A 16,380-nucleotide genomic window follows, 5' to 3' on the forward strand; every position below is an offset into this window, starting at 1 on the left:
CCGTGTTCACCGGAATCGTCGAAGAACTGGGCGAGGTCGTCGCCGTCGAGCAGCTGGAGGACGCCTCCCGCTTCCGACTGCGCGGCCCCCTGGTCACGGAAGGCGCCCAGCACGGCGACTCCATCGCCGTCAACGGTGTCTGTCTCACGGTCGTCGAGTTCGGCGACGGCGAGTTCACCGCCGACGTCATGGCCGAGACCCTCAAGCGGTCCAGCCTCGGCGCCCTGGAGACCGGCTCCCGGGTCAACCTGGAGCGGCCCATGGCCGTCGGCGGCCGCCTCGGCGGCCACATCGTGCAGGGCCACGTCGACGGCACCGGCACGATCCTGGAGCGGACCCCCTCCGAGCACTGGGAGCTGGTCAAGGTCGGCCTGCCCGCCCACCTCTCCCGCTACGTCGTCGAGAAGGGCTCGATCACGGTCGACGGCGTCAGCCTCACCGTCGTCGAGGTCGCCGACGACTGGTTCACCATCAGCCTCATCCCGACCACCCTCGACCTGACCACGCTCGGCATCAAGCAGCCCGGCGCCCCGGTCAACCTCGAAGTGGACGTCATCGCCAAGTACGTCGAGCGGCTGCTCGGCGCCGACGCCAAGGAGAACGAGAAGTGAACTGGCTCAACTCCGAGGCGTTCACCGTCCTCGACCAGAAGATCATCTGGTCCGACATGATCGGCAACATCTTCGGCCTCGCCGCGCTCACCCTCGGCTGGCGCCGCTCCGTCTGGACCTGGCCCGTGCAGTTCCTCGCCGGCCTCATCCTCTTCGGCGCCTTCTACGGCCACCTCGCCGGCAGCGCCGGCAAGCAGGTCGTCGTCATGCTCGTGGCGCTCTACGGCTGGTGGCAGTGGCAGCGCCGCAAGGGAGAGGGCGCGGACGGCCAGCTCGCCGTGCGCTTCGCCTCCTGGCCCGAGCGCGCCGCCATGATCGCGGCCGCCGCCGTCGGCACCGTCGCCGTCGCCCTGCTCTTCCAGGCCTTCCCCACCCTCTCCTGGGACCCCTGGCCCGACGCCTACATCTTCGTGGGCACCGTCGTCGCCATGTACGCCCAGGCCCGGGGCATGGTCGAGTTCTGGTTCGCCTGGCTGCTCGTCGACCTGGTCGGCGTCCCGCTGAACTTCGCCAACGGCTACGCCTTCTCCGGCTTCGTCTACGTCATCTACGGCGCGCTCGTCCTGTGGGGCATGCGCGACTGGTGGCTGCGCTCCCGCACCACCACCGTCCTGGAAGGAGCCCACGCATGAGCGCCCATCCCCTCTGGGACGCCACCGACCTCGCCCTCGACCCCGTCGAGCAGGCCATCCGCGACATCGCCGCCGGCCGTCCCGTCGTCGTCGTCGACGACGAGGACCGCGAGAACGAGGGCGACCTCGTCATCGCCGCCGAGAAGGCCACCCCCGAGATCATCGCCTTCATGATGAGCGAGTGCCGTGGCCTCATCTGCGCGCCCATGGAGGACGAGGAGCTGGAGCGCCTCGAACTCCCGCAGATGGTCGCGCACAACACCGAGTCGATGCGCACCGCCTTCACCGTCTCCGTCGACGCCTCGTCCGCCCACGGCGTCACCACCGGCATCTCCGCCGCCGACCGCGCCACCACCCTGCGGATGCTCGCCTCCGGCCGCCACGAACCCTCCGACTTCGTGCGCCCCGGCCACGTCTTCCCGCTGCGCGCCAAGCCCGGCGGCGTCCTCGTCCGCAACGGACACACCGAGGCCGCCGTCGACCTGGCCCGCCTCGCCGGCCTGCGCCCGGCCGGCGCGATCGTCGAGATCGCCGGGGAGGACGGCGTGATGCTGCGCCTGCCCGAGCTGGTCCCCTTCGCCCGCAAGCACGGTCTGACGATCATCTCCATCGAGGACCTGATCGCCTACCGGCGCTCCGCCGAACCGACCGTCCACCGCGAGGCCGAGGTCCACCTGCCCACCGCGCACGGCGAGTTCACCGCGTACGGCTACCGCTCCACCGTCGACGGCGTCGAGCACGTCGCCCTCGTGCACGGCGAGATCGGCGACGGCGAGGACGTCCTCGTCCGGGTCCACTCCGAGTGCCTGACCGGCGACATCTTCCACTCCCTGCGCTGCGACTGCGGCCCCCAGCTCCAGGCCTCCATGGACCGGATCACCGAGGCCGGCCGCGGTGTCGTCGTCTACCTGCGGGGCCACGAGGGCCGGGGCATCGGCCTGCTGTCCAAGCTGCGCGCGTACGAGCTCCAGGAGCGCGGCCGCGACACCCTCGACGCCAACCTGGAGCTCGGGCTGCCCGCCGACGCCCGCGACTACGCGGCCGGCGCGCAGATCCTCGGCGACCTCGGAGTCCGCAGCCTGCGCCTGATGACCAACAACCCCGACAAGATCGAAGCCCTCGGCCGCCACGGCCTGAGGGTCGAGGGCCGGGAGCCCATGCCGGTCCAGGCCGGCGAGCACAACCTCCGCTACCTGCGCACCAAGCGGGACCGGATGGGGCACGACCTGCCCTGGCTGGACGGCTCCCCGGCCTCCACCTGCGGCAACCAGTAACCACGTACGTACGAAATCGGCTAGGAGAGACATGAGCGGCAAGGGCGCACCCGTCCTCAGCGTGAAGAACTGCGGCGACCTCCGGGTCGCGGTCATCGCGGCGCAGTGGCACGAGAAGATCATGGACGGTCTCGTCGACGGCGCCCTGCGCGCCCTCGCCGAGCTCGGCATCGACGAGCCGACGCTGCTGCGCGTCCCCGGCAGCTTCGAGCTCCCGGTCGTGGCGAAGGTCCTCGCCGGACGCGGCTACGATGCCATCGTGGCGCTCGGCGTCGTCATCCGCGGCGGAACGCCGCACTTCGAGTACGTGTGCCAGGGCGTCACCCACGGCCTCACCCAGGTCTCGATCGACACCGGCGTACCCGTCGGATTCGGTGTCCTCACCGTCGACAACGAGGAGCAGGCGCTGGACCGCGCCGGCCTCGAGGGCTCCTCCGAGGACAAGGGCCACGAAGCGGTCACCGCCGCCGTCGCCACCGCCACCACGCTGCGCACGGTCAGCGAGCCCTGGCGCTAGGTGCGCGCCCCTAACCCCGTACTCTTAGGACCATCATGGCGAACAAAACCTTCGAAGAGCTCTTCGCGGAGCTCAAGCTCAAGGCAGAGACCGGCGACCCGGCCACCTCCCGCACCGCGGAGCTGGTGGACAAGGGCGTCCATGCCATCGGCAAGAAGGTCGTCGAGGAGGCCGCCGAGGTCTGGATGGCCGCCGAGTACGAGGGCAAGGAAGCGGCCGCCGAGGAGATCTCGCAGCTGCTGTACCACGTCCAGGTGATGATGGTCGCCCGCGGGATCTCGCTCGACGACGTCTACGCCCACCTCTGAGCAGACGCGTCACTCCCTCCCCCACACTCCCACGCAAAGGAAGCTCACCCCATGCTGCGCATCGCCGTCCCCAACAAGGGTTCCCTCTCCGGACCTGCGTCGGCAATGCTCCATGAGGCCGGCTACCGCCAGCGCAAGGAGTCCAAGGAGCTCGTGGTCATCGACCCCGACAACGAGGTCGAGTTCTTCTACCTGCGGCCGAAGGACATCGCGATCTACGTCGCCTCCGGGAAGCTGGACATCGGCATCACCGGCCGCGACCTGCTCCTGGACTCCGGCGCCAGCGCCGAGGAGATCCTCGCGCTGAACTTCGGCCGCTCGACGTTCCGCTACGCCACCCGCCCGGGCACCGCCGGCGGTCCCGAGGACTTCGGCGGCATGACGATCGCCACCTCCTACGAGGGCATCGTCGCCAAGCACCTCGCCGACCAGGGCATCGACGCCTCCGTCGTCCACCTCGACGGCGCGGTCGAGACCGCGATCCAGCTGGGCGTCGCCCAGGTCATCGCGGACGTCGTGGAGACCGGCACCAGCCTGCGCAACGCCGGCCTGGAGGTCATCGGCGAGCCGATCCTCACCTCCGAGGCCGTCGTCATCCGCCGCGACGGCGCCTCCGACGACCACCCGCAGGTGCAGCAGTTCATGCGCCGCCTCCAGGGCGTCCTCGTCGCCCGCAGCTACGTGATGATGGACTACGACTGCCGGGCCGAGCACCTGGAGCAGGCCGTCGCCCTCACCCCGGGCCTGGAGTCGCCGACCGTCTCCCCGCTGCACAACGAGGGCTGGGTCGCCGTCCGCGCGATGGTCCCCGCCAAGGAGGCGCAGCGGATCATGGACGACCTGTACGAGATCGGCGCCCGCGCCATCCTCACCACCGCCATCCACGCCTGCCGCCTCTGACGGCCGCCGGCCCGCACGTCCCACCAGGCACTGAGGAACCCCCGATGTCGCAGTCCACGACGCCCGCCCTCCCGGTCACCTTCCGCCCCGGCCGCACCCGGGCGATCATGCTGACCCTGGGCGTCACGATGTTCGTCGTCGTCACGGCCGTGGCGCTGATGCTGGAGCGGCTCGGGCCGGGGGAGCGGGCCAGCTTCGTCCTCACCGCCGCGCTGCTCTCCGGCGTCCTGGTCCTGCTGAGCCGGCCCAAGGTCGTCGCCGACGAGGAGGGCGTCACCGTGGTGAACATCACCCGGAGCCGGCGCCTCGCCTGGGCGGAGATCCTCAAGGTCAACCTCCGCCCCGGCGACCCCTGGGTCTTCCTCGACCTGAGCGACGGCACCAGCATGCCGGCGCTCGGCATCCAGCCCGGCATCGCCAAGGAATCGGCCATCCGCGACGCCCGCGCCCTGCGGGCCCTCGCGGAGAGCCACGGAACGAGCGCGGAGACCCGCTGAGACCCCGACCGGTCTTTGGCGGAACACCCGATCGGCGCCGGGGCCGGACTGGGGGAAACCCCGGTCCGTCCCCCATCCGGGGCCGACCCCCTGCCCTTCGGGGCGTTCACGTGACTACTCTGGAGACGGTGGTGCCGAGCGGCACCACCGTCTCGCATGTGCAGGGCCGCAGCTGCGGCCCGCGAGACCACCCTTCGACCCGAGGAGTGACTCCCTCCAGCAATGGACGGATCGTCCGGTAGTACCTGCGCCGCCCCCTCCCCGGAGGCGGCGGCATGATCGTCTCCCTTCTGCTGCTCATCGCGGCCTTCCTCCTGATCCTCGCCAACGGCTTCTTCGTGGCCGCCGAGTTCGGCCTCGTGACGGTCGAGCGCGCCGAGGCCGAGCGTGCCGCGGCCGCCGGCGACCGGCGCGCCCGCACCGTCGTCACCGCGCTGCGCGAGCTCTCCTTCCAGCTCTCCGGCACCCAGCTCGGCATCACCATCACCTCGCTGGTCGTCGGCATGCTCGCCGAGCCCGCGCTCGCCGGGCTCCTGCACGCGCCGCTCACCGCGACCGGACTGCCCGAAGGGGCCGTCTCCGGTGTGTCGGTGGTGGTCGGCATGCTGCTCGCCTCCGCCGTCCAGATGGTGGTCGGCGAGCTCGTCCCGAAGAACTGGGCGGTCTCCCGGCCGCTCCAGGTCGCCCGCTTCGTCGCCACCCCGCAGCGCCGCTTCTCCGCGCTGTTCCGGCCGGTGATCTCCCTGCTCAACCGGGTCGCCAACCGGCTGGTACGGCTCCTGGGCGTCGAGCCCACCGACGAGCTGGACTCGGTGCGCACCCCCGGCGAGCTCGTCTCGCTGGCCCGGCACTCGGCCCAGGCCGGCGCCCTCGAACAGGACACCGCCGACCTCTTCGTACGGACCCTGAGCCTCGGCGGCCTCACCGCCGAGCAGGTCATGACCCCGCGCGTGAAGGTCAGCGCCCTCCAGTGGGACGCCACCGCGGCCGACGTCCTCAACCTCACCCGGGCCACCGGCCTCTCGCGCTTCCCGGTCTACCGCGACCGGATCGACGAGATCGTCGGCATGGTCCACCTCAAGGACGCGCTCGCCGTCGCCCCGCACGCCCGCCTGCGCACCCCCGTGGGACGGATCGCGGTCCCGCCGCTCCTCGTCCCCGAGACGCTGCCCGCACAGACGCTCCTGGAGCGGCTGCGCCGCGAGCAGCCGATCGCGGTGGTCGTCGACGAGTACGGCGGCACCGCCGGCGTCGTCACCCTGGAGGACATCGTCGAGGAGCTCGTCGGCGAGGTCCGCGACGAGCACGACACCGCGGCCGACGGACGTCCCGAGCTGGCCGCCGCGCCCGCCGAGGACGGCCGGCCCGCCTGGGAGGCCGACGGCTCCTGCCGGGTCCACACCCTGCGCCGGATAGGCCTCGACGTGCCCGACGGGCCGTACGAGACCGTCGCCGGCCTCGTCGCCGACCTGCTCGGCCGCATCCCGGCCGCCGGGGACCGCGCCGAGCTCCCCGGCTGGCGGCTCTCGGTGCGCCAGGTCGACCGCTACCGCGCCGAGCGGGTCCGCATCGTCCGGACGGCCCCCGATCCGGACGCCTTCCCGGCGGCCCAGGACCCCGAGTCGGACGCTCCCACGGCGTCCCCGGAACCCGACCCGGTGGCGGTGCCCGCCGCACCGGCGCCCGCACCGGCGCCCGTCCCGGCGGAGGCCGTCCGATGAGCACCCTGCAACTCCTCTTCGCCGTGCTGCTGGTCCTCGCGAACGGCTTCTTCGTCGGTGCCGAGTTCGCGCTCGTCTCCGTCCGGCGCAGCCAGATCGAGCCGCTCGGCGGCGCCCGGGCCAAGCAGGTCCTGCACGGTCTGGAGAACCTGCCGCAGATGATGGCCGCCGCCCAGTTCGGCATCACCGTCTGCTCCCTGACCCTCGGCGCCGTCGCCGAGCCGACCGTCGCCGAGCTCCTCGAACCGGTCTTCCACGCGATCGGGATTCCGGAGACGCTGATCCACCCGCTCGGGTACGTCATCGCGCTCGCCGCGGTCGTCTTCCTCCACCTCGTCATCGGCGAGATGGTCCCGAAGAACCTGGCGATGGCCGCGCCCGAGCGCACCGCCCTCTGGCTGGCCCCCGGTCTCGTCGGCTTCGCCCGGCTCTGCCGCCCCGTCACGGCCGCGCTCGGCGCCTGCGCCCGGCTGGTCCTGCGGGCGTTCAAGGTCGAGCCCAAGGACGAGGTGGAGGCGGTCTTCACCAGCACCCAGCTCGGCCGGCTCGTGGAGGACGCGGGCCAGGCCGGACTGCTCGACCCGGCCGAGCAGGAGCGCCTGGAGGACGCTCTCGAACTGGGCAGCCGCCCGGTGACGGACGTGCTCATCGCCTCGGCCTCGCTCGTCACGGTCCCGCCGTCGGTCACCCCGCGCGAGATCGAGGAACTGACCGTGCGGACCGGGTACTCCCGCTTCCCGGTCCGCGCCGAGGGCCGGGCGACCTTCATGGGCTTCGTGCACGTGAAGGACGTCCTGGACCTGGAGGAGCGGGAGCGGGCCGTGCCGCAGCGGCTGTGGCGCCCGATGGCCACGGTCCGCTCGGAGCTGCCGCTCGACGACGCCCTCACCGTGATGCGCCGCGCCGCGACGCATCTGGCGCAGGTCGCGGACGGCTCCGGCCGGGTCCTCGGCCTGGTCGCCCTGGAGGACGTCCTGGAGATGCTGGTGGGCGAGGTCCGCGACCCCGCCCACCGCGTGCAGCCGGTCCGGGCCTGACCGGTCCCTGGTAGCTAGTACCCCGGGGGTTCCTGCTGGGGGCCGCGGTCCACCGGACCGCGGCCCGACAGCACCTCGCCGTACGCCTGCATGAGGTCGGCGAGCCGGAGGGTGGCGAGGTCCTCGCGGCTCAGCGTGCCCGGACAGCCGGAGAGCCGCAGATCGCGGTAGGCGCAGGACTTCTCGTACAGGGTGCGCAGGAAGCGTCCGTTGCCGAGCTCGTCGATCCAGCCCTGCTCCACGACGTGCCCGCTGATCGAGCGGAGCTCGTCCCTGGCCTCGTCGTCCCAGCCGTCCCCGTTGGCCGCCGCGAGGACCTCGCCGATGGCGGTCAGCTCCAGGGGCCGGTACGAGGGGAAGTCCACCCGGGTGGTGAAGCGGGAGGACAGACCGGGATTGGTGCTGAGCAGCCGGTCCATGCCCTCGGGATAGCCGGCCAGGATGACCACGAGGTGGTCCCGGTTGTCCTCGGCCCGTTTCAGGAGCACCTGGAGGGCCTCGTCGCCGTAGGCGTCGCCCTTGCTGTAGCCGGTGTTGGAGAGCGCGTACGCCTCGTCCACGAACAGCACGCCGCCGACCGCCGAGTCGATCAGCTCATTGGCCTTGACCGCCGTCTGCCCCAGGAACTCGCCCACCAGGTCCGCCCGTTGGGCCTCCACCAGATGGTCGCCGCCCAGCAGCCCGAGCGCGTAGAAGACGCGCCCCAGGATCCGGGCGACCGTGGTCTTCCCGGTGCCCGAGGGGCCGGAGAAGACGAAGTGCCGCTTCGGCGGCTGGACGGGGAGCCCCTGACCGGCCCGGAGGCGCGCCATCTCCAGCTGCGCGGAGAGCGCCTTCACCTGGCGCTTCACCGGATCGAGCCCGACCATGCCCTCCAGCTCCGCGAGCGCTTCGGCGAGGAGCGCCGGATCGGTGGGGCCCGCGGGGAAGCGCGGCGGCGCCGGCTGGCCGGGCAGCGGAGCCTTCTGCCGTACGGTCTCCGGCGGGGTCACGGCGGCCGGCGGCACCGGCTCGGGCGCGAGCCGCAGCCCGTCGCCGAGCCCGCCCGGGTCGCACTCCGCGCCCGGCACGGTGTCCACCGCGTCCTGGCCCAGCCCCCCGCCGATGGTGCCCCTCGCGACCGTCGCCAGCCCGGCCGGGTCGTCCACCCCGTCGTAACCCTCGAAGCCGTCGTACTCGGCGATCGCCGCGAGCCGCGCGGCCGTGTCCATGAACGCCGGATCGATCCGGTGCACCGCCCGGTAGAGGGGCAGGGCGGCGGCGCTGCGCCCGGTCCCCTCGTGGGCGCGGGCCAGCCAGTAGCGCAGCTCCTTGCGCTGCGGCTGCTCGCTGCGGCAGCGCATCAGCGAGGCCGAGAGGAGCGGCTCCGCCTGGCTGTACATCTCCAGGCGGACCCGGGCCATGCCGCCGAAGAGCCCGGCCTCGATGCCGAGCAGCGGGTCGTCGACGAGGCTCTCGGTGTGCCGGACCAGCTGGTCCCAGTCCTTCACCAGGTAGGCGCGGCAGGCGTGCAGGAAGCGGACCTGAGGGTCCGTGTCGACCGGCGGGAGGCCCGCGAGGGCACGGTCGAGCTCCGGCACGTGGCGGCCGTCGAGCCAGTGGGAGGCGTGCGCGAGCAGCAGGTCGCGCGGGCTCTCCAGGACCGGCTGCACCCACCAGCCCAGCCAGTACCAGGAGTTCAGGGTGCGCCGGTACCGGGTCCGCTGCTCGCCGAAGCGTTCGCGGTTGCGGTACATGCGCAGCAGCGCGGTCGTGGTGTCGACCCGGAGCGCGTGCAGCCCGAGCCAGGCGTCCGCCATCCCCGGATCGATCCGTACCGCCGTCCGGAACTCGTCCTCCGCCTGCGGATACGCGCCCATCGTGTAGGCGTCCACTCCGCGCAGCCAGGCGAGCTCGGCCGGGGCCTGCGAGCCCTGCGTGCCGATGTCCATCGGGTCCCCCACAACCGTCATCGCATGGACGGGATTTGACCGCACCTGGGGGCATCGTACCTGCGCAGGGGGTGCCTGCTTAAGGAGAAGCGCATGATCCGCAACCGGTGACCCTGGGTGAGCTTCAGGGGGCCCGGAGGGGGCGGAAGTGGGCCCCTGAGGGGGCCGTGGGGGCAGAACGAAGCCCCCGATCACGGGGGAACAACCGGGGGCTTCGCGTCCGCGGCGGCTCCGAAAAGCCGCACATTCAGAACGTAAGACCTGTACGCCCCCTGGGTCAAGCGAAGTTGAGGCACTTGCGGAAGCGGACTTCCGCGCCCTCAGTTCCCGGAGGAGATGCCGTCACGGTCCGTGATGATCTGGTGCGCGCCCGCTGTCACGGCCGGCCCGGGAAGCCAGTCGTAGCCCTCCGGACACTCCCGCACCAGGGTGTCGGCGAAGGCCCGGGAGGGGTCCTCGGCGAAGTGGCGAGTCTCCGCCACGGTCCACCCGTCCCAGAAGGAGTCCTGCTCGGGTCCGTCCCGACGGCGCCCGCGCGCCCAGGAGTCCTCGGCGCCGCGCTCCATCCACAGCAGCCGTGCCAGGAACGGCCGCACCGCCTTCCGCCCCGCGCCGACGCCCTCGACGAGGACCACCGGGGCCGGGTCCAGCGCCCGAGGCTCCCCGAAGCGCCGCAGCCGCCAGTCGTACGGACGGTAGGAGGCGCTCTCGCCCCGGGAGAGCGGCTCCAGGACCTGCTCCCGCAGCCGGTCCGTCCACGCGAAGAGCTCCTCGTGCGTGGCGAGGTCGTCGAGGTGGAGGACGGGCGCGTCGCCGAGGGCGGCGGAGATGCGGGCCGCGAGGGTGGACTTGCCGGAGCCCGCGTGGCCGTCGACCGCGACCAGCCGCACCGGTCCGCAGGAGGGCGCCGGACGGAGCAGCGCGTGCGCCGCGCGGTCGAGGTCGTTCATGGCCCCAGGGTAGGGGAGCGGTGGACCCTCGCAGGTCAGGGAGGTACCGCCGCCAGTGGCCGAGACCAATATTGGTGCGGCGACGCGGGGCGAAGTGCTGGCGGAGGCGCCTGCGGAGCCGGGATAGTGGGCCCGCGCAGCCCCGTCCCACCCGCCGGGCGCGACGGTCTCGTACGCCCACCGCTCTCGAGTTCTCGACTGGGGGTCACCGCCCATGACCAGCTCCACCCCACGCAGAACCGTCCTCGCCGCGGCGCTCGCGGCCGCCGCGGGAACGGCCGCGGCCGGCCCCGCCACCGCCGCCGGCGGCCCCCCGGCCGCGGACTCCGGTCCCACGGCAGGTCCCACGGCAGGGAACGGCGCCGAACGGGGCCACGCCCCCGCCGCCGCACTCGTCGACAACCGCTTCTGGTCGACGTACACGGACTGGAGGTGCGGCACGGCGGCCGGTACGAAGGCGGTCGCCGGCCGGCGACCCGCCCTGGTCCTCGCCACCCCCGCCGGGCGCCTCGACTACACCGACCCGCACACCGGCCGCACCTCCGCCTGGGAGTACGCGACCTGGACCTCGCCCGTCCACACCCCGGCCGTGCCCGCCACCGAGGTCATCGCCTCCTGGAACGCCGAGACGCCCCCCGGCACCTGGCTCCAGATCGAGCTGTCCGGCACGTACTCCGACGGCACCGGCACCCCCTGGTACGTGCTCGGCCGCTGGGCCTCCGGCGACGAGGACATCCGGCGCACCTCGGTCGACGACCAGACCGACGGGAAGAGCACGGTCTGGACCGACACCTTCGCGATCGACGACGCGGCGAGCGGCCTGCGGCTGCGCTCGTACCGCCTGCGCCTGACCCTCCACCGCGCCCCGGGCACCGACCTGACCCCGGTGGTCCGGCGGTTCGGCGCCATGGCCTCCGATGTCCCCGACCGCTTCACGGTCCCGGCCTCGGAGCCCGGCCTGGTCCACGAGCTGGAGGTCCCGCGCTACTCCCAGAACACCCACGTCGGCCAGTACCCGGAGTACGACAACGGCGGCGAGGCCTGGTGCAGTCCGACGTCCTCCCAGATGATCGTCGAGTACTGGGGCCGCCGCCCCTCGCCCGAACAACTGGCCTGGGTGAACCCGGCCTTCGCCGACCCGCAGGTCTGCCACGCGGCGCGTTACACCTACGACCACCAGTACGAGGGCTGCGGCAACTGGCCCTTCAACGCCGCCTACGCGGCCACCTACCCGGACATGAACGCCGTGGTCACCCGCCTGCGCTCGCTGACGGAACTCGAATCGCTGGTGGCGGCGGGCATCCCGGTCATCACGTCCCAGTCCTTCCTGAAGGAGGAACTGACCGGAGCCGGTTACGGCACCGCGGGCCACCTGATGACGGTCATCGGCTTCACCCCGGCCGGCGACGTGATCGCGAACGACCCGGCCTCCCCGAGCAACGAGGCGGTCTGCCGGGTCTACGCCCGACGCGAATGGGAGAACATCTGGCTCCGCACGAAGCGCTACGACGCGAACGGCAAGGTCAGAAGTGGCACGGGCGGCGTCTGCTACATCTTCTGGCCGGTCGATTCAGCACCGGGTCGGCACCGCGTGCTGCGGACGCTCGGCCTGGTGTGAGCATGTGCGGCCCGACGGCCGTCTCGACGACCTGACGGCAGCGCTCCTGGCCGTCCTGCGTGAGGTGGCCGTACCGGTCCACCGTGACCTTGATCGAACGATGTCCGAGCCGGCGAGACACCTCGTGGATGGACACTCGTTGGTCAGGGCCGCGGTGGTCCATCTGTGCCGCAAGTCGTGCGGGTTGTATGCGGGAAGCTCGAGCCGCTTGATGGCGCGGTCCCACGACTTGCGCAGAAGATCGGGATACGGCATTCCGCCGCTCGCATTGCGGATCGGGAGCCGGTCGATGAACGGTTCAAGGGAGGCAGGCACGGGTATGTCGCGCCACTCGCCTTCTTTCCGATGTTTCAGTGGGGCGTATTTCGGTGTGTACTTTCCGGTGGTGTCCTTGTAGCGAATCACCTGCCGCCGGATTCGCAGGGTGCCGTCACGCATGTCCTCCGGGAAGACTCCCAGAGATTCCCCTATACGAAGTCCGCAACACGTCATGAGCCATACCGCCGGAGACAGGCGAGGCCCGATCTCCTTGGCGATGGCGGTTATCTCGTCGAAGCTGGGAAGTTTCCTGTCGTCGACAGGAATGACAGGGTTCTCCAGCTTCTCGGCCTGCGTCGTGGGATTCACGGGAATCCGCCTGTGGCGCACAGCGTGGGAGAACAGCGCCGAGAGGGCTATGTGCCGGGACTCGATGGTGTTGAGGGCCGCCCCATCCCGGCGCCAGCTTGCGTACAGACCCTCGATGTCTGCCGCGGTGACCTGCGAAATCATCTTGCTCCCCAGGTGCGGGACCACGTGGAGGCGGACGATGCGCTCGTACGACTCCAGGGTGCCGGCGGAAGCGGTCTTCTTCGCGAGCCAGTCGTCCGCGTACCGGCGGAGCGACACCTTGCCGGCGTCGGGGTCGACGTAGATCTTCTCGCGCTTGTCGCCTTCCATCTTGGTGGCGAAGTCGACCGCGTCCTTCTTTCGCACGAACGACTTCTCCCGCTGACGTCCGGTGCGTCCGCCCAGTTCCCTGTAGCGGACGGTCCACCGCTTGCCGGACACGGCAGAACCGTTGTCGATGATTTGAGCCAACCTGTTCACCCACCTCTACTCACACACCCCTTGGTCGGAAGTCGTCCGGGCATGGCCCGCCGAGTTCGAGGCAAGGTTCCTACATGTGTTCTCACCGAGCTGGACGGGCAAGATTTGTCTCCATCTCATCGAAGGTGAACCACGCCGAGGCCGTGACCGGCGATAGGCCGCCTTGAGCGAGACGGATGCGGTCCGGCCCCCCGGTACCTCAGTGAGCCTTTTCCAACCTCACCTTGAGGCGTAGTGAAACACGAGGACGGCCTTCACGAAATCGGTGCTCCGGTTGGTGCAGCGAAGCTTCCGCAGGAGGCGCCAGCCTTCAAGACGGCCATGGCCTGCTCGCCGACGCCCCGGATCTTGGCGTGGCTGTTGTTGCGCCGTCGCTTCCAGCGCTTGAGCCGACGGCCCCGGAAGGGGACTCGGATGTGCCGCCAGGCACCTTGGTACGCCTTGTCCGCCCAGCATCTTCAGTCCCGCGGCGGCGAGTGCGTCGATGATCCCGCGCTAGCGGGCAGCGGTCAGGTCTTGGGCCCGGGCAAGCCCCACAGTGGTCGGCCGAATGTGAGGACCTAAACGTTCATGCCGTCCCGTTCACGTTTGCCCGAGTAGTACGGGGTTTCGACGGTGATCTTGCCGATAGGTAGCAGTGTGCCGTCCAGGATGACGCACGCCTTGGCTGTGGTGGTCTTCATGTCCTCGGCCAGTGGCGGGGCGCGGGCGGCCAGGACCTCGATGGCCTCACGCCGGACCGTGCCCGCGACCTGATCGTCGCTTCGAGATACCCAACTGCCCAGTGGCGCGCCGACAGAGACAGGATGTAACCTCCTCTCCAATTCGGAGATGAGGAGTTGGCGTGGCCACGCGGGTTGACTTCAATTTCGGTGACGACGGAAGCCAGGAGAGCGTCGTGATCTCCTCCGACCAGCTCGCCCGAGTGGTGCGCGCCGCACTGCAACACAAGGTGCTGCTGTCGGAGCAGGCCGCGCCTCATGACCTGTGGCGGGACATCGCAGTCGTGACCAGACTGCTGGAGGGCCTGGAGGATTGGCGGGAGAGGGCCATCGTGGCGGTCGACGAAAGCGGCACCGTGGACCGGAGCGCCCTCGGCATCGCCGCGAGCATGGGCGCGGCAAAGCTGTACGACCTGCTGGAACGGCACGGCCGGCCACGCAATCAAACACGGCTGACCCAGGTGGAGGTGCTGGAGAGCCGGGTGACCGGCGAGGACGGAGAGTGGGACTCGGCACGCGTCGTCGCCACCATGAACAGCTACGGCTGGGAGATCGACGACAAGCGGGCCCGCGCACTACTGCGGGCGCTGGCCGAGCAGGAGGTGCTGGAAAAAATTCCGAACCGAGGCGGACGTGCCGTCTACCAGGTCGTCAGCCCTCGGGACTGGCTGTACTGCCTGGACCCGGAGCGCGACACGATCGAGAACGGCCCCTCCACCCCAGCGCGGGTCGCGAGCCTGGCGCGCGAAGACTCCGGTCCGACCGAGTGGTGGCTCGGGAAACCGCTGAAGCGGATGAGGGACGGCGACCGGCTGTGGATCTACTTCGGCGGGGTCGAAGGAAAGATCGCGGCGATGGCGCATGTGAAGTCGTCGCCGCGACCGGCGCCCATCGGTTCGCAAAAGCCGTATGAGTTCGACGCCGAACTGGACCGGAAGGCGACTACGGCTCTGTCCAAGTCGCCAGTACTTCTTGAGGAGATGGATCAGAGGCACCCGCAGGCATGCGGGGAGATGCGGGCGGCAGACGTGAAACTGGCCGAAGTGCGTGCCAACCTCTGACCGCCCTTCCCGCTGGGCGCGCACCGCATCGCCGCGAGTGCTCAGCTCTTGAGGGCTTGCTCGATCCGCTCGAAATTCTCAGGGCTGAAGTTGCCCCGGCTGATCTGCACGCTCCGGTTTTGTTTCGGGGTCACCACATTCGGATACGACGCCAGCTCCGGCACGGCGATCTTCCAGGTGTCCGCGATGCGCCCGAGGACGATCACCGCATCACGGGACATGGCGCGGCGCACCAGGTAGAAGGCGAAGGACTGAGAGGGCAGTGTGTACGGGATCGGCCGCCACGATTGCGAATGGTAGCCGTGGAACTGGACGGCAAGGATCTGCCGGGCGAGTTCGTCGTGACTGTGCCCCTGCTTCGTCAGGCCGTTCAGAGCCCGGGACCACCACCGGAGTCCGGGATGGTCCTTGTCATGGTGCGTCAAGAAGTGGTTGGGGGTCCCGCCGGCGTTCGCGATGTGTTGCAGGGTTCGCTCGGTCACGCCGGGCCGGGCGTAGGCGGCCGGGTCTGCGTCGCTCACGCCTGGGTTGGCCAGCAGCATGACCAGGGGCGCGTCGTGGAGGCCGATGAACGGCTCCGGCGGGAGTGTCAGGTTGAGCTGGTACGGCGCGTGTGAGGGGTGGACTTGGGTGTCGGCGAGGGCTTGCAAGTGCGGCAGGTCTTCGGGGACCGCGTACGGAGCGTTCCTGGTCGTGCGGGTCCACGGATTGAGCACCTGATCCCCCGCTATCCGCGTCGTCATGGCATTCAAGCCTACGAGCATCCTGCGAGCGGACCGTCACAGTGCCAGCCAGCCATCGGCGCAGGGAGCCCTTCCCATCTTGATCAGGTGGCGAGTTCGAGGGCAACGACGGCACGGACAGAGGCTGTGATCCGCGTGGTGCTGCAGCGGAGTTTGCGCAGGAGCCGCCAAGACTTGAGGATGGCCATGGCGCGTTCACCGAGGCTGCGGATCTTGGCGGGATCGCGATTGTGGCGTCGGCGCCAGTCGCGCAGGTGTATGCCACGGATCGCAGGGCCGACGCCCTGGTACGCCTTGTCGGCCCAGCACTTGATGTCGTCTGCGCAGCGTGGGCGCGAGGGCGGCCAGCAGGTCGACGGCCTCGCGTATGTAGCGGTAGGCCGTGGCGATCCCGATGCGGAAGCCCGCGGCAAGGCGAGCGTAGGTGTCGCCGCGGCGCAGGTGGGCCAGGACGAGCAGCGCCTGCCGGCCGCAGGTCAGGCGACGCCAGCGTGAACCTATCCGAAGACGGTGACCTGCGAGAAGGCTGGAGAGATGCCCCAGAGTGCGGCTGGACAGATCCATGCCGGACGGGTAGACAAGCACGCGAAAGCTCCTGGCGGACTGGTGATCTTGATCGTGAACCCGTCTACCAGGAGCTTTCTTCGTGCCCACCGCCGGGGCTGCCAGCCCAGCCACCCCTGAGGTTGGAAGAGGTTCAGTCAGTCCGAGGTTTGTGGACCCTGCGCCGCTTCGCGCTCAGTCGCGAACTCATCGAGGAGCTCGAACA

15 protein-coding genes and 2 pseudogenes are annotated in these 16,380 nt (G+C 70.6%); 11 read left to right on the forward strand and 6 right to left on the reverse strand.

Going from position 1 to position 16,380, the window contains the following annotated elements; all coding sequences use genetic code 11:
* Window positions 1-2: 2 nt before the first annotated feature.
* From ACFYXU_RS33495 to ACFYXU_RS33535, 9 genes are all read left to right on the forward strand, one after another.
* Window positions 3-611 (forward strand): riboflavin synthase, encoded by a 609-nt coding sequence (locus tag ACFYXU_RS33495; protein WP_189804358.1) that lies wholly within the window; start codon window positions 3-5, stop codon window positions 609-611.
* Window positions 608-1,243 carry a nicotinamide mononucleotide transporter family protein gene (locus ACFYXU_RS33500; RefSeq protein WP_361405217.1) on the forward strand — a complete coding sequence of 212 codons (636 nt, stop codon included), beginning with the start codon at window positions 608-610 and terminating at the stop codon, window positions 1,241-1,243. Before ACFYXU_RS33495 ends, ACFYXU_RS33500 begins: the two co-directional genes overlap by 4 nt.
* Window positions 1,240-2,517 (forward strand): bifunctional 3,4-dihydroxy-2-butanone-4-phosphate synthase/GTP cyclohydrolase II, encoded by a 1,278-nt coding sequence (locus ACFYXU_RS33505; protein ID WP_389461376.1) that lies wholly within the window; start codon window positions 1,240-1,242, stop codon window positions 2,515-2,517. Before ACFYXU_RS33500 ends, ACFYXU_RS33505 begins: the two co-directional genes overlap by 4 nt.
* Window positions 2,518-2,548: 31 nt before the next feature.
* Window positions 2,549-3,034: a 6,7-dimethyl-8-ribityllumazine synthase gene (ribH, locus tag ACFYXU_RS33510; protein WP_189512609.1), complete on the forward strand. Its 486-nt coding sequence runs from the start codon at window positions 2,549-2,551 to the stop codon at window positions 3,032-3,034.
* A gap of 35 nt (window positions 3,035-3,069) precedes the next feature.
* The gene (locus ACFYXU_RS33515) at window positions 3,070-3,342 is read left to right on the forward strand and encodes a phosphoribosyl-ATP diphosphatase (protein ID WP_030551960.1); all 273 of its coding nucleotides are present in this window, start codon (window positions 3,070-3,072) and stop codon (window positions 3,340-3,342) included.
* 51 nt (window positions 3,343-3,393) lie between these two features.
* Window positions 3,394-4,242, forward strand: a complete 849-nt coding sequence (gene hisG, locus ACFYXU_RS33520) for an ATP phosphoribosyltransferase (RefSeq protein ID WP_376514236.1) — start codon at window positions 3,394-3,396, stop codon at window positions 4,240-4,242.
* 44 nt (window positions 4,243-4,286) lie between these two features.
* Window positions 4,287-4,739, forward strand: coding sequence for a PH domain-containing protein (locus ACFYXU_RS33525; RefSeq protein ID WP_329854607.1), 453 nt, complete (start codon window positions 4,287-4,289; stop codon window positions 4,737-4,739).
* A 275-nt stretch (window positions 4,740-5,014) separates the two neighbouring features.
* Window positions 5,015-6,460, forward strand: coding sequence for a hemolysin family protein (locus ACFYXU_RS33530; protein WP_389408716.1), 1,446 nt, complete (start codon window positions 5,015-5,017; stop codon window positions 6,458-6,460).
* Window positions 6,457-7,497 (forward strand): hemolysin family protein, encoded by a 1,041-nt coding sequence (locus tag ACFYXU_RS33535; RefSeq protein ID WP_389461378.1) that lies wholly within the window; start codon window positions 6,457-6,459, stop codon window positions 7,495-7,497. The genes ACFYXU_RS33530 and ACFYXU_RS33535 overlap by 4 nt, the downstream gene beginning before the upstream one ends.
* 14 nt (window positions 7,498-7,511) lie before the next feature.
* On the opposite strand, the gene ACFYXU_RS33540 is transcribed toward ACFYXU_RS33535, so the two are convergent.
* Together ACFYXU_RS33540 and ACFYXU_RS33545 are read right to left on the reverse strand one after the other, a co-directional pair.
* Entirely contained in the window at window positions 7,512-9,428 is a 1,917-nt protein-coding gene (locus ACFYXU_RS33540) for an AAA family ATPase (RefSeq protein ID WP_389461453.1), read from the reverse strand.
* 320 nt (window positions 9,429-9,748) lie between these two features.
* Window positions 9,749-10,378 (reverse strand): uridine kinase, encoded by a 630-nt coding sequence (locus ACFYXU_RS33545; protein WP_376514230.1) that lies wholly within the window; start codon window positions 10,376-10,378, stop codon window positions 9,749-9,751.
* Window positions 10,379-10,592: 214 nt separating this feature from the next.
* Here ACFYXU_RS33545 and ACFYXU_RS33550 point away from each other — a divergent pair, with 214 nt between their 5' ends.
* Entirely contained in the window at window positions 10,593-11,996 is a 1,404-nt protein-coding gene (locus tag ACFYXU_RS33550; RefSeq protein ID WP_389461381.1) for a peptidase C39 family protein, read from the forward strand.
* On the opposite strand, the gene ACFYXU_RS33555 is transcribed toward ACFYXU_RS33550, so the two are convergent.
* Window positions 11,949-13,046: a tyrosine-type recombinase/integrase gene (locus tag ACFYXU_RS33555; RefSeq protein ID WP_389461383.1), complete on the reverse strand. Its 1,098-nt coding sequence runs from the start codon at window positions 13,044-13,046 to the stop codon at window positions 11,949-11,951. The genes ACFYXU_RS33550 and ACFYXU_RS33555 overlap by 48 nt on opposite strands.
* A gap of 258 nt (window positions 13,047-13,304) precedes the next feature.
* Window positions 13,305-13,816 (reverse strand): annotated as a pseudogene (locus tag ACFYXU_RS33560) (transposase family protein); the annotation flags it as partial.
* 113 nt (window positions 13,817-13,929) lie between these two features.
* Between ACFYXU_RS33560 and ACFYXU_RS33565 the strand changes: the two are divergent.
* Window positions 13,930-14,868: a hypothetical protein gene (locus ACFYXU_RS33565; protein ID WP_389461385.1), complete on the forward strand. Its 939-nt coding sequence runs from the start codon at window positions 13,930-13,932 to the stop codon at window positions 14,866-14,868.
* A 41-nt stretch (window positions 14,869-14,909) separates the two neighbouring features.
* On the opposite strand, the gene ACFYXU_RS33570 is transcribed toward ACFYXU_RS33565, so the two are convergent.
* Both ACFYXU_RS33570 and ACFYXU_RS33575 read right to left on the reverse strand, forming a co-directional pair.
* Window positions 14,910-15,611, reverse strand: coding sequence for a hypothetical protein (locus ACFYXU_RS33570; protein ID WP_361405243.1), 702 nt, complete (start codon window positions 15,609-15,611; stop codon window positions 14,910-14,912).
* Between the two features lie 83 nt (window positions 15,612-15,694).
* Window positions 15,695-16,196, reverse strand: a pseudogene (locus tag ACFYXU_RS33575) (transposase family protein).
* Window positions 16,197-16,380 lie beyond the last annotated feature (184 nt).

The sequence above is a fragment of the Streptomyces sp. NPDC002232 genome, from assembly GCF_042890295.1.
Classification (GTDB): domain Bacteria; phylum Actinomycetota; class Actinomycetes; order Streptomycetales; family Streptomycetaceae; genus Streptomyces.